General features: G+C 46.4%; 23 protein-coding genes. 7 read left to right on the top strand and 16 right to left on the bottom strand.

The features are described 5' to 3' along the window. Nucleotides 1-203: 203 nt before the first annotated feature. The 3 genes from PKOR_RS08800 (at nt 204) to PKOR_RS08790 (ending at nt 2,870) form a co-directional block, all read left to right on the top strand. Nucleotides 204-893, top strand: coding sequence for a response regulator transcription factor (locus PKOR_RS08800; RefSeq protein WP_046310228.1), 690 nt, complete (start codon nt 204-206; stop codon nt 891-893). Between the two features lie 3 nt (nt 894-896). Then, on the top strand, nt 897-1,931 hold the full coding sequence (locus PKOR_RS08795; RefSeq protein WP_046310227.1) for a sensor histidine kinase: 1,035 nt from the start codon (nt 897-899) through the stop codon (nt 1,929-1,931). A gap of 228 nt (nt 1,932-2,159) precedes the next feature. Then, nucleotides 2,160-2,870 carry an RluA family pseudouridine synthase gene (locus PKOR_RS08790; RefSeq protein WP_046310226.1) on the top strand — a complete coding sequence of 237 codons (711 nt, stop codon included), beginning with the start codon at nt 2,160-2,162 and terminating at the stop codon, nt 2,868-2,870. Between the two features lie 184 nt (nt 2,871-3,054). On the opposite strand, the gene PKOR_RS08785 is transcribed toward PKOR_RS08790, so the two are convergent. Beyond that, on the bottom strand, nt 3,055-4,035 hold the full coding sequence (locus tag PKOR_RS08785; protein WP_046310225.1) for an NAD(P)H-quinone oxidoreductase: 981 nt from the start codon (nt 4,033-4,035) through the stop codon (nt 3,055-3,057). A gap of 255 nt (nt 4,036-4,290) precedes the next feature. On the opposite strand from PKOR_RS08785, the gene rplM reads away from it, so the two are divergent. The 4 genes from rplM to tsf all read left to right on the top strand — a co-directional run bounded on the left by rplM (nt 4,291) and on the right by tsf (nt 6,947). Beyond that, complete coding sequence (rplM, locus tag PKOR_RS08780) at nt 4,291-4,740, top strand: 50S ribosomal protein L13 (RefSeq protein ID WP_046310224.1); 450 nt, start codon at nt 4,291-4,293, stop codon at nt 4,738-4,740. A gap of 7 nt (nt 4,741-4,747) precedes the next feature. Then, nucleotides 4,748-5,134, top strand: coding sequence for a 30S ribosomal protein S9 (rpsI, locus tag PKOR_RS08775; RefSeq protein ID WP_046310223.1), 387 nt, complete (start codon nt 4,748-4,750; stop codon nt 5,132-5,134). A 21-nt stretch (nt 5,135-5,155) separates the two neighbouring features. Beyond that, entirely contained in the window at nt 5,156-5,923 is a 768-nt protein-coding gene (gene rpsB, locus PKOR_RS08770; protein ID WP_046310222.1) for a 30S ribosomal protein S2, read from the top strand. Nucleotides 5,924-6,113: 190 nt separating this feature from the next. Continuing rightward, nucleotides 6,114-6,947: a translation elongation factor Ts gene (gene tsf, locus PKOR_RS08765; protein WP_046310221.1), complete on the top strand. Its 834-nt coding sequence runs from the start codon at nt 6,114-6,116 to the stop codon at nt 6,945-6,947. A gap of 73 nt (nt 6,948-7,020) precedes the next feature. Here the strand turns inward: tsf and PKOR_RS08760 are convergent, their stop codons facing one another. The 15 genes from PKOR_RS08760 to secA all read right to left on the bottom strand — a co-directional run bounded on the left by PKOR_RS08760 (nt 7,021) and on the right by secA (nt 24,194). After that, nucleotides 7,021-7,494: a hypothetical protein gene (locus PKOR_RS08760; RefSeq protein ID WP_052738777.1), complete on the bottom strand. Its 474-nt coding sequence runs from the start codon at nt 7,492-7,494 to the stop codon at nt 7,021-7,023. 72 nt (nt 7,495-7,566) lie between these two features. Continuing rightward, a complete protein-coding gene (locus PKOR_RS08755; protein ID WP_046310220.1) occupies nt 7,567-7,809 on the bottom strand; it encodes a hypothetical protein in 243 nt (80 codons plus the stop codon). 144 nt (nt 7,810-7,953) lie between these two features. Next, the gene (locus tag PKOR_RS08750; protein WP_046310219.1) at nt 7,954-9,768 is read right to left on the bottom strand and encodes a MutS-related protein; all 1,815 of its coding nucleotides are present in this window, start codon (nt 9,766-9,768) and stop codon (nt 7,954-7,956) included. Nucleotides 9,769-9,806: 38 nt separating this feature from the next. Continuing rightward, a complete protein-coding gene (locus PKOR_RS08745; protein ID WP_046310218.1) occupies nt 9,807-10,232 on the bottom strand; it encodes a RidA family protein in 426 nt (141 codons plus the stop codon). A 113-nt stretch (nt 10,233-10,345) separates the two neighbouring features. Next, on the bottom strand, nt 10,346-11,449 hold the full coding sequence (locus PKOR_RS08740; protein WP_052738776.1) for a hypothetical protein: 1,104 nt from the start codon (nt 11,447-11,449) through the stop codon (nt 10,346-10,348). 82 nt (nt 11,450-11,531) lie between these two features. After that, the gene (locus PKOR_RS08735; protein WP_046310217.1) at nt 11,532-12,173 is read right to left on the bottom strand and encodes a hypothetical protein; all 642 of its coding nucleotides are present in this window, start codon (nt 12,171-12,173) and stop codon (nt 11,532-11,534) included. A gap of 35 nt (nt 12,174-12,208) precedes the next feature. Next, a complete protein-coding gene (locus PKOR_RS08730) occupies nt 12,209-12,766 on the bottom strand; it encodes an RNA polymerase sigma factor (RefSeq protein ID WP_046310216.1) in 558 nt (185 codons plus the stop codon). A gap of 599 nt (nt 12,767-13,365) precedes the next feature. Beyond that, nucleotides 13,366-14,943 (bottom strand): L-piperidine-6-carboxylate dehydrogenase, encoded by a 1,578-nt coding sequence (gene amaB, locus PKOR_RS08725; RefSeq protein ID WP_046314264.1) that lies wholly within the window; start codon nt 14,941-14,943, stop codon nt 13,366-13,368. 105 nt (nt 14,944-15,048) lie between these two features. Beyond that, on the bottom strand, nt 15,049-16,539 hold the full coding sequence (locus PKOR_RS08720) for a Do family serine endopeptidase (RefSeq protein WP_046310215.1): 1,491 nt from the start codon (nt 16,537-16,539) through the stop codon (nt 15,049-15,051). A 173-nt stretch (nt 16,540-16,712) separates the two neighbouring features. Then, nucleotides 16,713-17,216: an Hsp20/alpha crystallin family protein gene (locus PKOR_RS08715; protein ID WP_046310214.1), complete on the bottom strand. Its 504-nt coding sequence runs from the start codon at nt 17,214-17,216 to the stop codon at nt 16,713-16,715. A 154-nt stretch (nt 17,217-17,370) separates the two neighbouring features. Further along, entirely contained in the window at nt 17,371-18,165 is a 795-nt protein-coding gene (locus PKOR_RS08710) for a DUF2490 domain-containing protein (RefSeq protein ID WP_046310213.1), read from the bottom strand. Nucleotides 18,166-18,217: 52 nt separating this feature from the next. Continuing rightward, nucleotides 18,218-19,408 carry a M20 metallopeptidase family protein gene (locus tag PKOR_RS08705; RefSeq protein ID WP_046310212.1) on the bottom strand — a complete coding sequence of 397 codons (1,191 nt, stop codon included), beginning with the start codon at nt 19,406-19,408 and terminating at the stop codon, nt 18,218-18,220. Nucleotides 19,409-19,535: 127 nt separating this feature from the next. Next, a complete protein-coding gene (locus PKOR_RS08700; RefSeq protein ID WP_046310211.1) occupies nt 19,536-20,051 on the bottom strand; it encodes a hypothetical protein in 516 nt (171 codons plus the stop codon). Further along, nucleotides 20,035-20,706: a deoxyribose-phosphate aldolase gene (deoC, locus tag PKOR_RS08695; RefSeq protein ID WP_046310210.1), complete on the bottom strand. Its 672-nt coding sequence runs from the start codon at nt 20,704-20,706 to the stop codon at nt 20,035-20,037. The genes PKOR_RS08700 and deoC overlap by 17 nt, the downstream gene beginning before the upstream one ends. A 113-nt stretch (nt 20,707-20,819) precedes the next feature. Next, nucleotides 20,820-24,194, bottom strand: a complete 3,375-nt coding sequence (gene secA / locus PKOR_RS08690; RefSeq protein WP_046310209.1) for a preprotein translocase subunit SecA — start codon at nt 24,192-24,194, stop codon at nt 20,820-20,822. Nucleotides 24,195-24,222 lie beyond the last annotated feature (28 nt).

Genomic DNA, 24,222 nt, shown 5'->3' with positions numbered 1-24,222 from the left:
AGCCCAAAGCAGGTGTTATGGAAATGTTAACAGTATATTATGATTTAGTTACGCTATCTTTAATGCTGCGATGAATGGTATCTTTGTGAAGGAAATTCAGGTATTGCAGTTAATTTAATAACTAAGCTGCAATAGATAACTGCAGCATGAGCCTGTTAAGGCATATGTAGCTTCCTATTATCATAACCTTAAGCCCCTGTATTGTGCAAACTGCATCAAATTACAAAATCCTTGTAGTAGACGACGATCCGGACATCGTAGAGCTGCTACAGTATAACCTCACACGAGAAGGGTATGAGGTTACCTCAGCCGAAAACGGCAAGAAAGCCATTGACGTGGCTATCCAGATAAAGCCGGATGTTATTTTGATGGATGTAATGATGCCGATCCTGGATGGCATCGCTGCTTGCCGCCAGCTGCGGGAGCTTGGTGACTTCCGGAACACGCACATTATCTTTCTGACAGCCCGCTCCGAAGAGTTTTCTGAAGTAGCCGCATTTGATGCCGGAGCTGACGATTTCATTACCAAGCCAATAAAGCCACGTGCCCTTCTGAGCCGCTTGGCAGCCTTTGCCCGCCGCGACTCCCAACAGGAAGACCAGGACAAGGTAATTGAGGTGAGCGACCTGCGTATTGACCGCACAAGCTTTACTGTATACAAAGGCGAAGAAAAAGTAACTTTGCCTAAGAAAGAGTTTGAATTACTCGCCTTTCTGGCAGCCACACCAAACAAAGTATTCAGCCGCGAGGAGCTATTGAGCAACGTGTGGGGAAATGATGTTTATGTGATTGCCCGCACCGTTGATGTGCACATCCGAAAGGTCCGCGAGAAGATAGGAGAAGAGAACATTAAAACTATCAAAGGCGTGGGCTACAAGTTCAACACCGACTAATACATGAATTTAAACTCCCGTACGCTTGCCCTCTTAACTTCACTGGCGGTAGCAGTTGTGCTAACCGCCTTTCTTGCTTTAGCAAGCTACTTTTCGTCCCAGGGCCTTATGGTGGCGCTTGTGATCGTATTTGTCTGCTGCTTTATACTCGTGCACTTCTCTTATGAGGCATTGGTGTTCAAAGAGGTAAAGAATGTATACTCCAGCCTGGAGAAACTAAAGCGGCAGGACTTTAAGAAAGTAGAAAGCAGATCTACCTTCTCTGCCGATCCGCTAAAGAAAATCAAGGACGAGATATACATGATTGCGGAGCGCAAGCAGCAGGAGATTGATGAACTGAAGCGCTTGCAGGTAATGCGTCGTGAGTTTTTGGCCGACGTGTCGCACGAGCTAAAGACTCCTATTTTTGCTGCACAGGGTTTTATCCATACTTTGCTGGATGGAGCTATGGATGATCCTAACGTGCGCGATAAGTTTCTGCAAAAAGCAGCCAAGAGTCTTGACGGCCTTGATGCCCTGGTGCAAGATCTTATCAGCATCTCCCAGTTTGAGAAGGGCGTGGTAAAAATGGCCAAGCGCAACTTTGATGTGGCTCAGTTAGCGCGGGAGGTTGCTGAGCAATTAGAGCAGAAAGCCGCCCAGCACGAAATAACGCTTCACGTTGAAGCACCGGCAGACGAGCCAATTATGCTCTATGCAGACCCGAACCGCATCCGCCAAGTATTTATTAACTTAATTGACAATGCCATTAAGTATGGCCGCAAGGGTGGTAACATCTGGATCATGTTTGATGAGGGCAAGAAGAAGTATACTATCACAGTAAAAGACGATGGCAGTGGCATTGCTCAGGAGCATATCAACCGCATCTTTGAGCGCTTCTACCGCATCGATAAAAGCCGCGCCCGCGACACTACCAGCACAGGCTTAGGCCTCTCTATTTGCAAGCATATCATAGAAGCACACCGATCATTCATTGCTGTGAAAAGCGAGGTGGGCAAAGGAACTACGCTTCGCTTTAAGCTATTAAAAGCAAAATAGACACCCCACTTTATAGTAATTCAGCACTACTCCACTCCTGCAGAGCTTTGAACCAACAAGTTTTGCAGGAGTATTTTTTTATGCACTACCTCAATTGCCTCTTACAAGCATCTCCGCATATTAATAGGGCAACAGTTTAGCCATCAAACAATTCAACAATTATTATGCGTATCTTTGCAGGATACATGACGGCAGAGAGGAGCCGTCTAAATAAAGTAAAGATAACACATGAAATACCCGGTTTTTAAAGACCTTATCATATTTGAGAATGAGGATTATGTGGTGGTAAATAAGCCCCCTTTTCTGGCAACGCTGGAAGATCGTACTCCTAATACAACCAACCTGCTTAAAATTGCCCGCCAGTATAACCCAGACCTACAGGCTTGTCACCGCCTGGATAAGGATACCTCCGGTTGCTTGGTGCTAGCTAAAAACCCAGAGGCTTACCGCAACCTGGCTATGCAGTTTGAGGCGCGCGAAGTTTACAAAGTATATCACGCAGTAGTTTGGGGTACACACAAGTTTGAGGAGGAGTTGGTAGAGCGTGCTATTTTGACAAGCGCCAAAGGCGTAGCCAAGTTATCGCCACAAGGCAAGCCAGCCGAGACCTTCTTTAATACCTTAGAAACCTTCAACCGCCATACTTTAGTAGAGTGTCTCCCGGTGACTGGCCGTCTGCACCAGATACGCGTGCACCTAGCTTATCTGAACGCGCCGATTGTAGGTGATGGGTTATATGGGGGAAAGCATGTGTACCTGAGCAGCCTGAAGCGAGGGTTTAATTTAAAGAAAAACACAGAGGAGTTGCCGCTCATCAAGCGCTTTGCACTGCATTCGTTTAACATCGGCTTTGTGCTAATGAACGGTGAACCAGTAAAAATAGAAGCTCCTTACCCAAAGGATTTTGCCGTACTGGTAAAACAACTGCGATCGCATTAATCTAAACTACAGGACTTAAAGACGAAGGACAAAGGAAGTATGGAAATTGCTTCTTTTGTCCTTCTTGCTTTTATCTGCATTAGGATTTGCAGGCTTCGAAAGTCAAAGGAAGTGAATAGCAACTCCTGCCGCTAATATCTACGGTATCTTTTACCCCCTCTACCAAGCACCCCGGTATTAGATATCAATTCACCCGCAGCACAATTTTGCCGATGTTTTTATTCTGCTCCATGTAACGGTGTGCCTCGGCTACGTCTTGCCAATTGTAAACAGAATCTATTACTGGTTTAAGTTTACCTTCTCTAAACAGCGGCAAAGCGAACTGACCTAGGTCTTCCGTCAGTTCTATTTGGTATCCACGGGTACGGGAGCGAAGGGTTGATCCCATCACCTGTAAGCGCTTTATTAGGATCTTCCGCAGGTCTACCTCTGAAACTTTACCACCTCCTAGGCTGGCAAGTATAACCAGGCGGCCATCCAGGCGCAGGCATTCCAGGTTCTGGTTAAAGTAGGGACCGGCTATGAAATCAACGATCACGTCTACCCCCTCGCTATTAGTGTGCGCCAACACCTCATCTTCAAAAGGCACTTCTTTGTAGTTGATGGCTTTGTGGGCACCAAGATCAAGACAGGCTTGCAATTTATGCTCCGATGCAGTTACCAACACCTCAGCTTTCATCGCTCTTGCCAGTTGTATAGCAGCTGTGCCTACTCCACTGGCACCGGCATGAAGTAAAACACGCTCCCCAGCCTGTAGCTTACCTAGCCAGGCTAAGGCTTGCCAGGCAGTAAGAAAAACTTCTGGTATAGCAGCTGCTTCCTCCATACTTAAATTATCTGGCACGGGCATAGCCATCGCTTCATGGATAATGGCATACTCTGCATAGCCGCCACCGGGCAACAGGCCAAAAACCTTATCTCCTTTTTTGAAACGTGTACAGTTCCCCCCTGCTTCCACCACAACTCCGGCCACTTCTAAGCCTAACAATGGACTTGCTCCTTTTGGCGGCGGATACTTGCCCTCCCGCTGCAGTGTATCTGCACGGTTAAGGGCAGTTGCATGTACTTTTACCAGCAGTTCGTAGGGATTCGGCAGAGGCTTTTCGTACTCACCCAGCACAAGCTGCTCAGGCCCGCCAGGTTGTTTTACAAGTATAGCTTTCATAATTTTTAGCTTTGGTTTGGCTTAAGTATAGTTGTTTTATTAAGTAACTGCACACGGGTTTTATAGTTACAGCACTTTACCTACACTCGCACCGGACGCATAAACAGGCCGTGCGCTTGACTCCTTTTGCTCTCTCTTTCAGCATTTTATTCAGGACATCTTGCATATCAAATAAATACCTTCTATCTTTGTGTCCATTTTCCAAGAACCGAAAGTTCATAATTTAAATAAATAAATCGCTTACAACCACTAAAAATGGATCATTTAAGTTATAAGACCCTTACTGTCAATAAGAAGTCAGCCAACAAAGGCTGGGTGATTATTGATGCAGGGCAAGGAAGCTTGGGTCGTGTGGCATCTGAGGTTGCCAAGATCCTGAAGGGCAAGCATAAGCCTTCATACACTCCTTTCGCTGACTGCGGCGACAACGTGATCGTTATCAATGCTGATGACACTCGTTTCACAGGCCGTAAGTGGGATCAGAAGTACTACCTGACACACACTGGTTACCCAGGTGGTCAGAAGAAGACTTCTCCACGTGAGCTTAAGGCTAAATCATCTACGCTGCTTGTAGAGCGCGCTGTTCGTGGCATGTTGCCTAAAAACAGACTGGGCCGCGAGCTGTTCAGAAATCTTCATGTTTTTGCAGGAAGCGAGCATCCATTTGCAGCTCAGCAGCCTAAAGAATTAACCCTCAACATCTAATTAATTAATGGAAGTTATCAATACATCTGGTAGAAGAAAAACCTCGGTGGCTCGTATCTACATGACGGCCGGGCAAGGGAATATCACTATTAACGGTAGAGATATCAAGGACTACTTCCCTAGCGAAGTACTTCAAACTATTGTGAATCAGCCGTTCAGAACCTTAGAAGCCGTTGGCAAATACGATGTAAAAGCCAATCTTAGAGGTGGTGGTGTAAGCGGCCAGGCTGAAGCACTTAGACTTGCTATTTCTAAAGCACTGGTAGTAGAAAACGCCGAGACTAAAACAGCTCTTAAGAAAGAGGGCTTCATTACTCGTGACCCACGTATGGTGGAGCGTAAGAAGTTCGGTAAGCGCAAAGCTCGTCGTTCATTCCAGTTCAGCAAACGTTAATATTAAAGGTGTATCAACAACATGGCAAGTACTAATTATAAAGAATTACTTGAGGCAGGTGTTCACTTCGGTCACCTTACCCGCAAGTGGGATCCGAAAATGGCTCCATACATTTTCATGGAGAAAAACGGTATCCACATCATTGACCTGAACAAAACTTTGGTTGCTCTTGACGAGGCTACTGCCGCTATCAAGAACATCGCAAAATCTGGTCGTAAGATTTTGTTTGTAGCTACCAAGAAGCAAGCGCAAGAGATCGTAGCAGAAGAGGCTCGTCGCCTGAAGATGCCTTACGTGACTGAGCGTTGGTTAGGTGGTATGCTTACAAACTTCGCTACTGTGCGTAAGTCTCTGAAGAAAATGTCTACCATCGACAAAATGATGAAAGACCCAGAGCAGTCTAAAGCACTGGCGAAACGTGAGAAGCTGATGCTGTCTCGTGAGCGTGAGAAACTGGATCGAGTACTAGGCGGTATCGCTGACCTGTCTCGCCTACCAGCTGCTCTGTTCATCGTGGACGTAAAGCGTGAGCACATCGCGGTTAAAGAAGCTCAGAAATTGAACCTGCCAGTATTCGCTATCTGCGATACAAACTCTAACCCAGAGCAGGTAGATTTCCCTATCCCTGCAAACGACGACGCTTCTAAGTCTGTAGCCCTGATCGTATCGATCGTAGGTAAGGCTATTGAAGAAGGTCTGTCTGAGCGCAAAGTGGACAAAGAGGAAACTGAGCGTAAGCGTTCTGAAGAAGAAGGCATCAAAGCGAAGCAAGAAGCCGACGAGCAATAAGAAGTAATTCATATTGCACTATATCAAACTGAACATTGGGCACACTGCGCTTCAATGTTCAGTTTGTTTTAGGGGAGTTAGAAAGGTAACAGAAGTATAACAGGCAATAAATCCTGTTTAAGCAGAATACCACTTACTTTACCCGAAACGAAACTGATAATTATAATTCATAATTCTTAATTATAAAAAGATGGCTATTACAGCACAAGACGTTAACAAACTCCGTCAGGAAACCGGAGCCGGTATGATGGACTGCAAGAAGGCGCTTACTGAAGCTAACGGCGACTTTGAGGCAGCTAAAGATATTCTTCGTAAGCAAGGTCAGAAAATTGCCAGCAAGCGTGCTGACAACGCTACCTCAGAGGGTATCGTGCTGACATACGTAAGCGAAGACGGTACTAACGGTAAAGTAATTGCCCTGGCTTGCGAAACTGAGCCAGTATCTAAAGTAGAAGACTTCCAGAACCTGGCTAAAGCTGCTATGGAGACTGCTGTTTCTACCAACGCTGCTTCTAAAGAAGAGCTTCTTGCTGCTTCTCAGGCTGACGGTCGTTCACTGCAGGACCACATCACTGACCTGATGGGTAAAATCGGTGAGAAAATCGATGTTGTGTCTTACGAGACTGTATCTGCTGAGAAAGTTGTTAACTACAACCACTCAAACGGTAAATTAGGTGTACTAGTAGGCCTAACTAACACTAACGGTGCTGAAGTAGAAGAAGTAGGTAAAGACGTAGCAATGCAAATTGCTGCCATGAACCCAATCGCAGTTGACAAAGACGGCGTTGACGCTGCTACTGTTGAGCGTGAGATTGAGGTTGGTAAAGAGCAGGCTCGTGCTGAAGGTAAGCCAGAGCAGATGCTGGAGAAAATTGCTCAGGGCAAACTGAACAAGTTCTACAAAGACAATACTCTGTTAAACCAGGACTTCGTGAAAGATCCATCTGTATCTGTAGCTAAATTGCTGGACAACACTAGCAAAGGCATGACTGTTAGCGAATTCAAGCGTATTGCTATCGCTTAAGTTTAGCTAAAGTATATAATAGAAAAGCCCGCCGAAAGGTGGGCTTTTCTATTATATGTATGATTTGAAAAAGTTAGTCCACCTTTTCATACCAAAGGCCGGGGCCATCGCATGCCCACCATGAACTTTGAAGCCCATTTTTATGCACCACTAAGGTTTCCTTAGGTTCAGCACTAGTACAACTGCCTATCAGATCACTGTAGTCCGGGTAAAAGAGCTCTAGATAGGATTCAGTAGATGTTCTGTGATATGTATAGATACCGGAAGCTGATGTTGACACGCCTCCCCTCTGCATGAACTTGGTAAAGCTTCCATCAGGATGGAATAGATAAAACTCTTGCCATGGCATATTGGCTCCGGTTGTTTCAGAATTTCGGATTTGCCCCGTCATTTTTACAAGTTGCCATTTCTGAGTTTGGGTAATATCCTGTAAAAGACGCTTAGCCTCAACTTCCTGTGTCAAATCAACCTTATCATCTTTATCACAAGAGGTGAGAGAAAGCACCAGTAAGGGGAAAATAATGAGCTTTTTTATCTGAGAGACCATTAGGATTAGGAAGCAGTTCGATTATATGACCCTATTCACATCCTATCAGTTGCACCGGCACGAGGTTTATTCTCACCCATTCCGCCTAACTGTACTCACAAAAGCATCGCGCATTTCTACAAAACGATTAACAACAGCTTCAATAAACTCTTCATCTATCAAGGCTTTTGCTCCTTCGTCTCCCATCACTTCTGTTTCCTCTATTTTATAAATTTGCTCAAGGTTAGCTTTTTCTAGCTTCAGAATATACTTACCATTGTAGGAGTGCAGCGTGATCTTCACGTGCGGATTTGGAATGTCGGCTACTACTCTCATAGTTAGAGTTTATTAGTTGAATTAAGTATAAAATTATCCCTCACAATATCCAGCTAGGATGATCTGCCAAATAAACAGTCCTGATTCTGATGATGAAGTTCAGAACCAATCTTTTGTTCTTTATCGCAGATTCCTTCGCCTGATTTAGGCCTCCTCTTCTATCTCAATACCCATTAGCTGCATGAGTTTGCTGGCATTGAAGCTACGGCAGAGGCCAGGAGTAAGCTTATAATCAAAGTTTATCTTATCCCCAATGATGTCGCTGTTAAAGCTGTAGTTTTCTACGCCACCTGGCAATTCCTGTTCCATTGCCCCAAGCTCCAGGTCATGTGTAGAGATAAGGCCGGAAGCATTACGCTTATGAAGCTGACGTATCAGTGACATGGCCCCCAGGTGACGATCACGGGAGTTGGTGCCTTTTAGTATTTCATCGAGGAGGTAGAAAACTGGCTCCCCCTGCTCAGTCAGCTCTAGCAACATACGCAAGCGCTTTAATTCGGCGTAGAATGAGGAAGTATTCTCGGCCAGGTTATCAGCAGTACGCATAGCTGTGTATACTTGTGCTGGAGCCACAGTCATACTTCTGGCACAGACTGGTGCTCCTAATAGCGCCAAGACCATGTTTATACCTACTGTACGCAGAAAGGTAGTTTTGCCTGACATGTTAGAGCCTGTAATTACGATGGAATGTCCCGCTCCCTGCATCTCAAAATCATTTGCAACAGGCTTTACTGAGAAAATAAGCGGATGTGCCAAGGCAGTAGCTTGATACAGAAAAGGCGTAGGGCTAAGTTGAGGTACAGCAAACTGTGGATGCGCGTGCTGGAAAGCAGCTATACTTGCCAATGCCTCTAGCTCGGCCAGCACCTCCAGGCTTCGTTCCAGCTGCTGCAGGTACTGCTCTTTCCAACTTTCCAGGCGATATATCCACACAAAGTCCCAGAGCAGCGTATTGTTCAGGAAAAAAGCCATTAATGTACTAAGGCGCCAGGAGAAAAAGTCGATGATATTAGCAAGCTTGTTTATACTGGCAGAGGCTTTAGTACCAGAAGCCTTTAGCTCCTGTTGTAGCGACTGTAGTACTGGCGAGCTATACTGATGCCCTTCTATATGCTGTAGCTGTTTGGTATAGCTACGCATAGCTTCATAAATGCCAATGCTTTTCTCGTAATACTCGTCGCGCTCTACCCGGAACCTGTAAGCTAACAGAAACTGCACCAACAGTAAGGCAACGGCAATCCAGCCGCTCAGGCCGTAAAACCATGCTGCAATGGCTGCCAGCGTAAGTACCGGAAGTATAAACAGGAGCGGCTTTAGCCATGCATGCTGCCGAAAGAACGCCTTATTCCTAAACCAATTTATAAACCCCTCTGCCGACTCTGCATCATGTTTATAGTGCATGGGTAGCGCCAGGAGTTCCTGCAGCCAGTCTAACTGATTAGGAGACGCTAGCTCAGCCACCGCCTCCTGCCGCTGCAATACCTCCTGTGGCGTGCCTGCCTGCCTTAACCAGGTTGCCAGCTTAAGCTTACCTATACTAGTTACCGAGTGGTTAAGAAGTTGGAAGAGCGAATTGTGTCCAAAGATATCGAGGTCTGAAGTATACGGATGATGATCATCTACGAACTCCTGCCCTGAATCGAACTTGTTGAGTTTTCCCTGTAAGCGCTCTACCTCCTGCTCGTTAACCATGCGCAGCAATCGCAACTGCTGATAACGGAAGTTAAGCCCACTATGCCACCGCATTACCAGTATAAACAAGCCGTAAAATACCAAGATGGTAACAGCACCAGCTGTACTATTGCCAGTGTTGAAGAAGTGGTACGCCAGCCCTAAACCAGCTACAAACACGCCTACCCGCAGCCACGAAACAGCGCTGGAGGTAGAGGCGGCCTTTTTTTCCTGCTCAGCAAAGCCAGAGGCTCTGCCAAGGTATAAACTTTCTCTGCTTTCGCTCACAAGTCTTTATTTTGATCTATCTATAGAAACGCCACCGCTTAGTCTATCATAGCGATACACTTCAGCTCGATGGCAATGGGGGTCGGAAGTTTATTTACCTCCACTGTAGTACGGCAGGGTTGATTATCTGCAAAGTACTCGGCATATAAACGGTTGTAGGTAGCGAAGTCGTCTTTCATGTTTGTCAGAAAAACAGTTACGTCTACCAGGCTATCCCAACTGGAGCCGGCATCTTCCAGAATTGCCCGTACATTACGGAATACAGAATGGCATTGGGCTTCTATATCGTAGCTCAGGATATTACCCTGCTCGTCCAGCTCAACACCCGGTATTGTCTTGGAGCCTCTCTCCCGTGGCCCTACTCCCGACAGAAAAAGAAGAGTGCCTACCCGCCGCGCATGAGGATATAGCCCTACCGGCTCAGGTGCTTTGTTTGAGTTAAGAAGTTCTTTGTTTGTTGCCATACTCAAATATACGTATTAATAGAGAGTGCTAACCTTGTACATCTAAAAACAAGAAGAGCTGACTACTGCCAGCTCTTCTATCACCTTAAACAAACTATCTATAATGTGTTTATCTATTTCGTAAACTTCACGTCACCATACTTGGAGTTTATACTTACTACCCCCTTTGGCGAAGTGCCACCAAACCGGCCTTTGTATTCAGCCGAAGTGTAGCTCTTTTCAAGAGATGTTATAGTAACCAACGACTTATCTACATTAAAGTTACCGAACTGCACATTCACGTCGAAGTTGAAAGCGGTATTGTCTGCAAAGTTCAGGTTAAGGGGTGTAAAGCCGCTATCTAGTGAAATCTTGCGTATGTTTTTGCTGATGTTATCAATTCTAAAGGATCCGTACTTCACATCCATCTCCATTACATCCTCCAGACTGCCCACACTAAAGTCGCTATACTTAGAGGTACCCTGTAAGCCGCCGGCCTCGGCTACCTTCATATCGGCATAGGCCACACTGATAACTCCACCATTAATGTAACCACAGCTTCCGGAGCCATAGGTTAGCTTTACTGTATTGCCAGAATTTGTCAGACGGTCACATTTAAAAGTTCCGTGTTTTACGTCTATGTCTGCCTTGCCTTTAAGCGATGCCAGGTATACATCGCCAAAGCTATTCTTCACTGCAATGGCATTCTCAGCTGGCATGTAGATGGTATAGTTTATCTCAAGACCTCTGTTGCTATTATGATCACTGATGCGTATCGGCTCTTTTTTGGTACGAAAGAAGTATGTGTTTCCATCACGGCTTTCCTGTACACTTACGCTATTGAGAATCTCCTGTGCTCTTGCATCGGTGCTGGCACGGGCAATGATGTCTACCTTTACCCTCATCTCATTTTTGTCCCAGGTATTCACGTGCACCTTACCCCACTGGTTTTCGATGTTCAATACATCTTTGCTGCTTACCTTAAAGGTCTTATCAATGGTCTTGCGCTTTTCTGCGTTAAACATGGCCGCTTCTGACTCGGGGCTATCTGTTTGATTGATGGCTCCTGTCTGGCCCACTACCACCAGGTGTTTCATTTCCGGTAAGTCTTTCAGATCAGCCAGATTTTTTAAGTCCGACAGGCTTTCCAGTGCAGCCAGGTGTTTTAGTTCCCGCATGTCCGCCAGCCTTTCTATTTTGATTTCCTCAAGTACTAATCCAGAAAAATCAATTGACATATCCGGACAAGGTGCTGGTCTTGTGGGCTGTGCCAACGCCATTATGGGCGTTATAGCCAGCACCAACAAAAGGCGTAGAGAATTATACATTTGTGGTTTCATCTTTTTGTGGTTCTTGAATAGGCTCTTGTTTCATTTTCTCCAGATTCTGGAGTACTTCCAATTGGCGGTTCAGCACCTTAATCCGTATCTGCAGGTTCTGGATAAGGCTGCCTACTATTTCATCGGTGTTAGGAGAAGTATAAAGCTGCTTTTTAAGCTGATTGTAGCTGCTGTCGAGGCGAGCAAGCTCTTTATCTATTACCTGCTGCTCGTCTAGACCCAGCACCTTCAGGTCATAATCGCTAAGCTCTGATTTCTTTGCTTCTATCTGGCTTACATAATATGCCTCTACCTCTGGCAACTCTGGTGCGATAGCGCTTACGCTTGGCAAGGTTGTGTTAGCAGCTAGCGTGTTGGCTGTATCAGGAGTTTGCTGCTTCATCAGGAAGATAGTAAGGCCACAGCCCAGAAGAAGTATAATGGCTGCTGCCACACGCATAAAGAAGAAATCTGCACTGAAGCTAGCACGGTCGCCAAAGTTAAACTTGATTACCTTAGTCTCTTTTTCGGGTGTATTATTTGGAAGCTCATGGCATATCTGCTGCCACAGCTCCTGCCGGGGCTCGAATACATCAAACTCCTCCCGGTTATCTTGCACAAATTTTTCTAATCTATCTTTCATGGTAGTAATGCATCATATGTTCTTACCTTTATGTTTCAGGCCACAAACTGCGGCTCTCTCATTATCTCCAGTAACTTCTTCCGTGCCCGGCTATATTGCGACTTAGAAGTTGATTCTGATATACCCAGCACCTCTCCTATCTCAGCATGATCGTAGCCCTCCAGCAAGTATAAACTTAGTACAACCCTATAGCCATCTGGCAGTTTCTGAATTGCTCTCCGCACTTGCTCAACCTGCCACTCCGAGTCATCCTCCGATACTTCATCAGGCACATCTTCCACAACTCTTTCGTCCATCGGTACCAGCTCTGCACGGCGCTTCCGGATAGCATTTATGGCTGCGTTCACCACTATCTTCTTTAGCCAACTGCCAAAGCTTGCCTCACCTTTATAACTATGCAGGTTCTTAAAGGCACTTATAAATGCTTCCTGTAATACATCCTCGGCTTCGGCATAATCGTTTGTTATGCGCATGCTCACGTTAAACATGGCTTTCGAGTAAAGCTTATACAGCTCATACTGCGCCCTGTGGTCTCCGCTCTTACAGCGTTCTACCACCTGGTGGTTTACATCCTGATATCCTAGTTTTTCCAATATCTTCTGTTTAACCGGTTAAGCCCGTTTACATGCTTATATTACTCTCCCATTCTGCCTCATTCAATCTACACTAAAGACAAGCCCGTTTACTTGAGGTTGCATCAAGTTGCAAAATTTTTCAAGATGTTTTTCGTTAACTAACTTTTCCACACAATCCACACCTGTTTGTGGATAATGTTAAAACGCTATATCTTCTTCATCTTCTTTGTCTTACAATATATATTATGGGATAACATAGGAAGTGGTTACTCCTGTAGCTACTCCTTCAGTACTCAAGCTGCAGGTATAAACAACAGTTTTCCACATATCCACATACTATTTATGCACAAATGTGGATAAGTGAACAGATGTACAAATTCGCGGAAGAGTAGATAAGGAAGAAGATGGCTTACTGCGACAACAAAGGAATCAGATTTGAGAAAGAACTGTAGAAGCACCTGGTACAATCTCTCATTCCTGTATATAAACTGTAGCGCCAAACAGCTGATGGGTACAGATAAAGATATGAACACTGCTAAACAAAAAAGCCAGCCCTTTTATAGAGCTGGCTTTTTTGTTTATATGTAGCCTAATGATGCTGAAAGCATCCTGTAGCCTTAGTCCATGATATCGAACTTGATACCTTGGGCTAGTGGCAACTCGCGGCTATAGTTAATGGTGTTGGTCTGGCGGCGCATGTATACTTTCCATGCATCGGAGCCAGATTCACGGCCTCCGCCTGTTTCTTTCTCGCCACCAAAAGCACCACCGATTTCGGCTCCCGAGGTACCAATGTTAACATTGGCAATTCCACAGTCAGAACCCCAGTGGCTCAGGAAAGCTTCTGTTTCCAGGAGGCTAGTTGAGAATATAGCAGAGGACAGACCCTGACGTACGCCATTCTGAATTTCAATAGCGTTCTCCACCTCACCGCTATATTTTATCAGGTACAGGATTGGAGCAAATGTTTCCTCCTGCACCATCTCATAATGATTCTCAGCCTCTACGATAGCTGGCTTCACATAGGTACCCGTCTCAAAGCCATCGCCGCTCAACACCTCTCCACCTGTTAACAGCGTACCACCTTCTTGCTGTACTTTCTCCAGCGCATTAGAGAAAGCATTTACAGCATCTTTATCGATAAGTGGGCCAATCAATGTCGTGCTGTCCAGCGGATGACCAATAGGCAGGTTAGGGTACACTTTCAAGAGGCGCTCTTTTACCTGATCATAGATATTCTCATGGATGATAAGACGACGGGTAGAAGTACAACGCTGGCCACAAGTACCCACTGCCCCGAACACAATAGCACGTAGTGCCATCTCCAGGTCAGCATTCTCAGTTAGTATAATAGCATTGTTACCTCCCAGCTCCAGGAGAGATTTACCTAAGCGTGCTCCTACCGCTTCGCCTACTTTCTTACCCATGTGCGTAGAACCTGTTGCTGATACCAACGGCACGCGCTTGTCATGGCTCATCAGGCTACCGATTTCAGCATCACCAATAATCAGGTTGAAAATGCCTTCCGGAAGCTCATTCTCGGTTAGCACCTCACGTATAATATGCTGACAAGCAACGCCTGTGAGCGGCGTTTTCTCAGATGGTTTCCAGATGATCACATCGCCGCACACTGCAGCCAGCATAGCGTTCCAGCTCCATACTGCCACCGGGAAGTTGAAAGCAGAGATAACACCTACAATACCCAGAGGGTGGTATTGCTCATACATACGGTGCTGCGGACGCTCTGAGTGCATGGTAAAGCCATGCAGCTGGCGCGACAGACCCACAGCAAAATCGCAGATGTCAATCATCTCCTGCACCTCGCCCAGGCCCTCCTGATAAATTTTGCCCATCTCATAGCTTACCAGTTTCCCCAACGCCTCTTTGTGCTTGCGCAGTCTGTCACCGATCTGGCGCACAACCTCGCCACGCTTTGGAGCCGGAGTCTTGCGCCATACCTTAAATGCTTCCTGAGCTGTCTGTACTACTTGGTCGTAATCATCTGCGTTCGCCATGTTTACAGTGGCAATAGTGTTTCCGTCTGCAGGAGAGGTTATAGTACGGGTTGAGCGACCTTCGTGCCCACCCCAAACAAGGCCGGTACTGTAGGCAGGATTAACTTCTTTTATACCTAACTGCTGAAGTACATCTGTTATTTCCTTCACCAGCGGCAATGATTCTATCGTCTGTTTCATCGTTTTATTTCTTTTTGTGAGTTTGCAAGGGTCTCTTACAAAGCTAAAAAATAAAAAAGCTTCTGCAAGATTGCAGAAGCTTTCTATGTCCACTCCTTAAGCTGATTAACCTTTTCCGATAGGGTAATAAGCTTTCAGGCCATCAGGATATACACCTTCTATATACACCACGCCGCCATTAAAGCTTTTCAGGTGTTTCTCTACATCGGCTGGCTCATGTACCTCGTATCTGTCGATGCGGGTAATGATGAAGCCATCTTTCATACCTGTGTCGCGGAACTTGCTGTTGCGCACATCAGAAATCTTGGCACCACCGTCGATACCCAGCTTGTTCATTTCTTGTCTGCTTACAGGCTCAAAAGTAGCACCGTCAAAAGTGATGGCTTTAGCATTGCTACGCTTCACTAGTTCTGTGCTGTTCTCCCTGTTCTTCAGCGTTACATTGGTAGACTTGTTTTTACCGTCGCGGATGTAAGCGATCTTAACCTTATCACCAGGGCGGTAGCGGGCAATCTGCTCCAGCAACTGAGACGACTTAGCTACTTTAACATCGTTAACAGATGTAATCACGTCGCCTGCCTGAAGTCCTGCCTCCTTAGCACCACTGCCTTCTTCTACACCGGCAATGTAAACACCATTCAGTGTTTTCAAGCCTTTTTCCTTCGCAAAGTTAGCGTCGATCTCCTGGATAGTGGCTCCAAGTAGCGCACGCTGCACTTCACCAAACTTCAGCAGGTCATCTACTACCTTGCTTACAATGGCTGACGGAACGGCAAAAGAGTAGCCTGCAAAAGAACCAGTCTGAGAGGCAATAGCTGTGTTTATACCTACCAGGTCACCGTTCAGGTTAACCAAGGCGCCTCCAGAGTTACCTGGGTTTACAGCAGCATCAGTCTGTATGAAAGACTCAATGCTCATATCCCGGTTGGCGCTGGTACGCAAAATATTGATGTTCCGGCCTTTGGCACTTACAATACCTGCTGTTACTGTTGAGGTCAGGTTCATAGGGTTACCTACCGCTAACACCCACTCCCCTACTTGCAGGTCATCGGAGTTACCGTAGCGGATGGTTGGCAAGTTGTCTGCTTCCACTTTCAGCAACGCTATGTCTGTGGTAGGGTCTGTTCCTACAAGTGTAGCTTCATACTTACGCTTGTCATCCAGCACTACCTCTATTTTATCTGCTCTGTCAATTACGTGGTTATTGGTAACAATATAACCGTTAGAGGCTACAATCACGCCTGAACCAGACCCCATTTGTGGACCACGCGGCACGTTCTGACCAAAGCCATCGCCAAAGAACTCTCGCAGGAACGGGTCCATCGGGCTGCTGTATCGGTCAGAGGAGCGTACGCTATATTCCGTCATCACGTGCACTACGGCAGGCGTAGACACCTGAGCGGCTTTAATAAAATTTAATCCTTCTGGCACAACCGTGTTACTGCTGCGCATATCGCTTGTGTAGCGCACGGTAGGGTATTGCTGTTCTGTCTGTACTTTATTTTCATCCTCCAGCAATTTGTAGCTACCAACAGCCACACCGCCGCCCACCACGGCCGAAAGCGCAACGCCAAGTATAAACTGTCTTGTCTTCATATAATGGTTTAAGCTTTACTATTTTATATATTCTAAATTGGCTATATTCTTACTAACCTTAACGCTATAACTGTATACGGTAGTATAACGCAGCACGATAGATATTTTACCTACATCTCTTATTAAACAAAAAAGAGGCCAAACTTTTGGGCCTCTTCTTGTTGCTTTTGCAGTTACTTCGCTTCTCCGTTCTCAGTAAGAACCTTTTCCTTTTTCTTCTCAGACTTTGTTTCCTTCTCGGCTCCGGCAGAAATCTTGATCTGGCGCTTCATGGTCTTTTGCTCATCTTTTGGAATATTTACGAGCAGAATACCATCGTTGAACTGCGCTGAGATTTTATCCGGATTCACATTATCTGGTAGATAGAAAGTTCTGCTGAATGAACCATACTGCGTTTCCAGCATATGATAGCGTCGGCCCTCCTCTTTCTTTTCCAGCTTGCGCTCACCTGTAATAGTAAGCTTACCTTCCTGGAAATCAATTGAGATATCCTCCTTCTTCACACCTGGCAGCGCAACCTCAATTTCGAAGCCTCGCTCCGTCTCGCAGGCATCCACGTGTGGTGTAAAGCCTGAGAAGTTTCTTGAGTTAACAGACTCGTTAAAGAATCTATCGAGCATTGAACTGAATGTATTCGGCATTGTGTCCTGCATGCCGTTGTATCTAGCTAGTCCCATCTTAAACCTCCTTTTTTGTTCTGTAAACTGATCTACACCCTTTTTATAGTAAAAAGTATACCAGTCAAATTATCCTTCACAATCATGAAATAATGTCATTTAATAATTAAAAGGATCAGGTAAGATGCTGACTAATTTGCAGTTATGAAGCAAATTAGTAGGTAAAACTGGCAGTATTAGGAGTACGGTTAAAGCTATACTTTAGCTCCAACCCCACCACAGGTGTGATTCGATTGCGCTTGGTAGTATATCCGTCCTCCACTAGTTTGCCCTGCTCATCATAAACAGGTGCAATAAGCACATAGTAGTGGTCCGTTTGCCGCATAAAGTATGGGTTTATACGGAGCTTCTCGGTAAGCTCATAGTTCAGGCTCAGACGCAGACGCGTTCTATCAATGGTACGTTCCTGCGGCCTCCCATCGTACTGCTTGCCAAGGCTAGAGCGCAGCATTGCTTCGTAGTTTATACTAGGAGTAACAAACCTGCTTCCAAGCGGAAGGCGTTTTCCCAACTCTGCTGACAAACGGAAGCGGCCAAAAGTATCTTGCTCTTCCTGGTCTACATACTCAAACAGGAGCTGCTTGTTAAAGTACAGGCCTTTAATGCTACCGTTGTGGCGCAGGAACAAAGTATAAAAAAGCGTTTTAGGATAGTCTTCGGCTGCATAACGAAGTAAAGCTCCGCCACGCCAATGCTCCGTTAAAGTGTGCTCATACCCTAAACTTAGCTCTACACGCTCAAAGCTACTCAGTGGTCCTGTTTCCTTCAGGTCGTTGAAATCGCTGTCGGTGTTGATGCGGTAGCTATTGCGCAGAAACAGTAGCCCTTCCTCACCTAAGCCGTAGCTTATCTGCAGCTCCGGCCAGATGGTAGTTGACGCAGAAATTTTGCTCTGAGCCTGTGCCAGCGTTGGCAAAAGCAGCAGAAGTACAAAGTATAGTTTCTTCATATTAAATTTAACTAAGGCTAATCAACCCTCGGCATAGGTCATGTAATATATATTAGGCATTCAGCTCCTGCAGCGCTATCCATGCCATCAGGCCTATCCCTGTTTCAACAGCAGCCTCGTCTACATCAAACGTTGGGGTATGTACTCCTGAGGTAATGCCGCGCTCTTCGTTGCGGGTACCAAGTCGGTAGAAACACGCTGGTACCTGCTGGGTATAGTAGGAAAAGTCTTCTGCTCCCATCCACAGGTCTAGGTCCACAACGTTATCCTCACCTAAGTATACTTCGGCCGCAGCACGCGCGGTACCTGTAACTGTAGGGTCGTTTTGCAGAAAAGGATAGCCGTTCTTGATGTCAATATCGCAGCTGCCGCCCATACTTTCGCAGAGGCTCTCGGCAAGCTTCTTGATTTTTTGATGAGCCTCGCGACGCCACTCTTCATTCATAGTTCGGAAGGTGCCCTCCAGCCTTACCTCATTCGGGATAACATTGGTGGCCCCCTTTGCTTCTACCTTGCCAAAAGACAACACCGTAGGCACCTTTGGGCTGGCATGGCGGCTTACAATCTGCTGCAGTGCCACAATAAGGTGTGAGGTAATCAGCACCGGGTCTATATTCATCTCCGGAATGGCAGCGTGCCCTCCTTTTCCTTTCACGGTGATATAGATTTCGTCGGCACTGGCCATGTACATACCGGAGCGGAAGCCTACTTTACCGGCAGGCAGTAACGGAAATACGTGCTGCCCAATTATACTTTCTGGAGCCGGATTCTGTAGCACACCTTCTTTGATCATGATAGATGCGCCCCCTGGAAACTTCTCCTCACCTGGCTGAAAAACCAGTTTAATTGTACCTTCAAATTCATCGCGCAGCTCCTGAAGTATGCGTGCCGTACCAAGTACAGAGGCTGTATGCACATCGTGACCACAGGCATGCATCACACCTTCATTTTTTGATTTGTACTCTACCTCATTTGCCTCCACAATAGGCAAAGCATCCATATCAGCTCTTAAAGCGATGGTTTTCTTTTCAGGGTTCCTTCCCTTTATCAAGGCTACTAAACCAGTATTAGCCATACTTTCAGCCTCTATGCCATAGCCCTGCAGTACCTGCTTTACATAGGCAGAAGTGTTGTGCTCTTCAAACGAAAGCTCTGGATTTGCATGGATATGACGACGCACCTGCACGGTTTCAGGCGCATAAGCTTTGGCAAGCTCTTTTACTTTATCTGTTGAAATCGACATGAAATTCTCTTTTACATGGCACAAGCTAGTGCTCGTGCAACTGGTGTAAGTTACTAAAATAAAAAAACGCTGCAGCCACTTCTGACTACAACGTTTTTATTATCGGCTACTATAAAAAGCTCCGTTGTTAATTTTTCCGAATGTTAATCTTATCCTGTACAATCTGAGCATTCGGAATCAGGTCAGAGACCTGGTTCAGCACCTGCTGTGCCTCTACCCTACTGAAAAAGTCACCTACCATCAGGCGGAAATTAGGCTGTTGGTACGTCAGGTAATCCTGTACATCCGGCACTCTGGAGATGATGGACTTTCGCAGGTTCATCACAGTTTGGCGCTCAGAACCATTGTATGCCAGAATGCGATACCCCTGAGCATAGCGGATGTTTTTGTTTACGCTAGCTACTGTATCCATTAGCACGGCCACCTGGTCGTTATTGTGCCGGGTTGGCTCAATGCGTGCTACAGGCGCAGTTTCTGCTACTTCATATCTTGGTCTGTACTGGCTCAGGTCTTCTACTACTTTATCAGCTTTGCCACCTCCTATTTTTGCCTCGCTTCCTATACGCCCTCCGCCTTTAGAAGAAGCACAAGAGGTGCTTGCAAGAAGCAGCACTACAAGAATAAAATTAAGAGTTCTGTTCATAAGTAACGATCTGTATGCTGGCCGAGCAGCCCAATCTATCGGCTCCGGCTCTTATCAATGCTTCCGCTTCTGGCGCTGTTCTTATACCTCCGGATGCTTTTATTTTCATTCTACTAGGCAGCACACGGCGCATCAGCTTTATATGCTCTACAGTTGCTCCTTTGGCTGCAAAACCTGTAGATGTTTTCACATAATCGGCTCCGGCACTGGTGCAAATGCTGCAGGCTTTAACGATCTCATCCTCTGTTAGCAGGGCTGTCTCGATGATTACCTTGAGCTCCGCTTCTTTCATATGGCAGAACTTTGCAAGGTCGCTCAGCTCATTCTCTACTTCCTTATACCTGCCAGACTTAAAGTATGAGATGTTCATTACCACGTCTATCTCGGTAGCACCGTCTTCTATTGCCTGGTGCGTCTCCAGAAATTTTACTTTGTGGTGATGATACCCCAGCGGAAAGCCCACTACTGTGGCTATTTTGACCTGTGCGCCTACACCTAACCTGGTATTTGCCTCCTGCACATAGCATGGCGGCACACAAACAGCTGCAAAGCCGTAGCTTCGGGCTTCGTCACAGAGCTGGTGCACCTGCTCAACTGTAGCATCGGGGCGCAGAAGCGTGTGGTCTATGAAAGATGCTATATCTTCTCCTGACATAACGTTAGATAAAAGACAAAGGACATAAGACAGGAAAATTTCCCTCCTACATCCTCTGCCAAATCAAACATAAAGCAGCCACTAATTTATACTTAGTGGCTGCTTGCTTCTTTTTAATCTTCTATCAATACGCAACGGTTGTTTTGAAGATCTTCTTCTACCGTTTTGAACTTCACGTCTTTCAGCACACGGCCATCGTTATATTGCACGCTTACCCTGTCGTTTCTGCCTGCCATCTTCTGTGAGTGGGCCGGCAAGATCTTTTCAGGTTCGGCGGCAGGCGCTGTTGTATGGCCTTGCTCATCCTCCAATGAAGAGTGTACTTCCTGCTTTTGCTCTTTCAGTACCGGAGGCTTGGGAGCCATTGGCGGTCTTACCGGCTGCTGTACTTGCTCTGGCGCCTGCACTGGTATAAACGCGTGGAACAGGAACTGAATTGTTTGCTCGTTCACTTTTCCGATCATGCGCTTGAACAGCTCAAACGACTCGAACTTGTAGATCAATAGCGGGTCTTTCTGCTCGTATACGGCATTCTGCACACTCTGCTTCAGGTCATCCATCTGGCGCAGGTGCTCTGTCCAGGCTTGGTCAATTGTACCCAGTGAAATGATCTTCTCCATTGAACGGATCAGCTCAAGACCCTGTGTCTCGTAAGCCTTAGTCAGGTTAGCAACGGCTGCCAATTGGCGCTTACCATCGGTAAACGGTACAGCTACGTTCTCAATCATCGGCCCACGGTTCTGGTGGATGTCAGAGATGATTGGGTAAGCCTGTGCAGCAATTTGCTTGTTGCGGTTCAGGTAGTGGTTCAGAGCCTCGTTGTAAAGGCGCTCTGCCAGCTGGTTAGCCGCTGTGCTTCTAAATTCTTCCTCAGTTATAGCAGACTCGATACCAAACACGCGCAGGATATGCAGCTGGAAGTTCTCATAGTCGCTGGTGTTTTTGTAGCTTACTACTACATCTTCGCTGATATCGTAGATCATGTTCCAGATATCCAGCTCCAGGCGCTCGCCATACAGTGCGTTTCTGCGGCGCTTGTACACCACCTCGCGCTGTGCGTTCATCACATCATCATACTCCAGCAGGCGCTTACGCATACCAAAGTTGTTTTCCTCTACTTTCTTCTGAGCACGCTCGATAGAGTTCGTGATCATAGAGTGCTGAATCACCTCACCTTCTTCAAGGCCCATACGGTCCATTAGGCGGGCAATACGGTCAGAGCCGAACAAGCGCATCAGGTTATCTTCCAGTGACACGAAGAACTGAGAAGAACCTGGATCACCCTGACGACCGGCACGACCACGAAGCTGACGGTCTACACGGCGAGACTCATGGCGCTCTGTACCAATAATGGCCAAACCACCGGCAGCCTTCGCCTCTGCAGTAAGCTTAATGTCTGTACCACGACCGGCCATGTTTGTAGCGATGGTTACTGTACCCGGCTTACCTGCTTCAGCTACAATCTCAGCCTCTTTCTGGTGCAGCTTGGCGTTCAGTACCTGGTGCTTGATGTTGCGCAACTTCAGCATACGGCTCAGGAGCTCTGATATCTCTACCGAAGTAGTACCCACCAGCACCGGACGCCCTGCCTGCGTTAACTCTACAATTTCATCGGCAACAGCGTTATACTTCTCACGCGTTGTCTTATATACTTTGTCGTGCTCGTCTTTTCTTTGGATTGGGCGGTTAGTTGGAATTACCACTACATCCAACTTATATATATCCCAGAACTCACCTGCTTCTGTTTCGGCAGTACCCGTCATACCAGAAAGTTTGTGGTACATACGGAAGTAGTTCTGCAGCGTAACGGTAGCGTAAGTTTGTGTGGCATCCTCTACCTTCACGTTTTCTTTCGCCTCAATTGCCTGGTGCAGGCCATCCGAGTAACGACGACCTTCCATTACACGGCCAGTCTGCTCATCTACGATCTTCACTTTATGGTCAGGCGTTACAATATACTCTGTATCCTTCTCGAATAGAGTATAAGCCTTCAGCAATTGGTTGATAGTATGGATACGCTTCGACTTCTCCTGGAAATCAGCAATCAGCTTCTCTTTTGCATGCAGTTGCTCGTCATGAGAAAGCGAGTTATCATTCTCGATGTTGGCAATCTCAGTACCGATATCCGGCATGATGAAGAAGTTAGGATCTTCACCCTGACCAGTAATCAGGTCAATACCTTTTTCTGTAAGCTCTATCTGGTTGTGCTTCTCATCAATAGTGAAGTACAGCGGCTCATCGGCCTCCGGCATCTGACGTGAGTTATCCTGCAGGTAGAAGTTCTCCACCTTCTGCATGATAGCACGGTTACCAGTTTCGCTCAGGAACTTGATCAGCGGCTTGCTCTTTGGTAGACCACGGTAAGCACGGAACAAGGCAAGGCCACCATCCTGTGTGTTACCTTCCTTGATCAGGCGCTTGGCCTCTGTCAGGAAGTTCTGTACTACTTTGCGCTGAGCATCTACCAGCATCGCAATGCGTGGCTTCAGCTGATAAAACTCATGCTCATCGCCACGTGGCACCGGACCAGAGATAATCAATGGCGTACGGGCATCGTCGATCAATACAGAGTCTACCTCATCGACCATCGCATAGTGGTGCTTACGCTGCACCAGGTCTTGCGGCTCGCGGGCCATGTTGTCGCGCAGGTAATCAAAGCCGAACTCGTTGTTAGTACCGTAGGTAATATCTGCTTTGTAAGCGTTGCGGCGAGCCTCGGAGTTTGGCTGGTGCTTATCGATACAGTCGATAGTCAGGCCATGAAACTCAAACAACGGCGCCATCCACTCAGAGTCACGGCGGGCCAGGTAGTCGTTTACAGTTACTACGTGTACACCACGCTTAGCCAAGGCATTAAGGTAAGCAGGCAACGTAGCCACCAATGTCTTACCCTCACCTGTGGCCATCTCGGCAATCTTACCCTGGTGCAGCACAATACCACCGATCAGCTGTACATCGTAGTGCAGCATATCCCAGGTGATTTCATTGCCGGCAGCCATCCATTTGTTAGCCCACACAGCTTTATCGCCGTCTAGCTGTACGTTTGGTTTGCGGGCAGCAATCATGCGGTCATGGTCGGTAGCAGTTACTACTAACTTGCCATTCTCTTTCCAGCGGCGGGATGTTTCTTTTACGATGGCAAAACCGGTAGGAAGCACCTCCATCAGTACTACTTCCAGCTCCTTGTTGCGCTCCTTCTCCAGCTCATCTATTTCAGAAAAGATGTTCTCCTTCTGCACAATGTTCAGCTCCGGCTCATCAGCAATGCGCTTATGCAAAGCCGCAATCTTATCATCAATAGATTTCAGACGCTCATCAATAATGCCTTTTATCTCAAAGGTCTTCTGACGAAGCTCATCATCGGTGAGCGTATTAAGCTTGGCGTACTCTTCATTAATTTTAGATACGTAGGGGATAACCTCTTTTATATCTCTGTCGGATTTAGTACCGAATAGTTTCGCAACGGTTTTACCGATAAAATCAAACATATGTATATGTTGTTCTTAAATAAATTCT

The sequence above is a fragment of the Pontibacter korlensis genome, assembly GCF_000973725.1.
In the GTDB taxonomy this organism is placed as follows: domain Bacteria; phylum Bacteroidota; class Bacteroidia; order Cytophagales; family Hymenobacteraceae; genus Pontibacter; species Pontibacter korlensis.
This window is presented reverse-complemented; position numbering and strand designations above follow the sequence as displayed.